The organism is Aurantimonas sp. 22II-16-19i (genome assembly GCF_002088275.1).
Lineage (GTDB): Bacteria > Pseudomonadota > Alphaproteobacteria > Rhizobiales > Rhizobiaceae > Jiella.
Window position 1 is genome coordinate 1 of sequence record NZ_AQQS01000094.1, and the last position, 521, is coordinate 521.

Sequence of the window (521 nt, forward strand, 5' to 3'; positions counted from 1 at the left end):
CCGTCTTGGCCGCAGCGCCGCCCTGCTTGACCGAGAAGGTCACGAGGTCGTCGGTATTCGAGAAGGACACCGCACTCGTCTCGACCGTCGCAGCGACGCCCGAGGTGTTGGTGTACTTGGTCAGGTCGATGGTCTTGTTGAGGATGCCCGTGTCAACGCCGGCCCCGTTGTCGGAGAAGAGGCGGACATTGGTGATGTCGACGGCGATCGAGCCGCCGGTCAGCGAGCCGGTGGCGTCACGGGCGATCGCGGAGACGATCTCCTTCGACAGGGCCGCCGACGAGCCGGTGGAGAGCCAGTTCTGGCCGGAGAAGGAGGCCGATTCCGCGATCGTCTGCAGCTGGCCCTGGAGGGCCGTGATTTCCGACTGGACCTTCGCCTTGTCGACGCCGTCGGAGGTGGCGGTGGTCAGCTTGGCCTTGATCGTGTCGAGCATGTCCTTGGCCGAGTTGAGACCGGTATAGGCAGCGTCGACCGTGGCGGCACCGATACCGAGCGAGTCGGAGACGGCGGACAGGGCG

The 521-nt window shown here is 66.0% G+C and carries 1 pseudogene; it reads right to left on the bottom strand.

Annotated features, from left to right (window positions below):
• Window positions 1-521 (bottom strand): annotated as a pseudogene (locus ATO4_RS26750) (flagellin C); the annotation flags it as partial.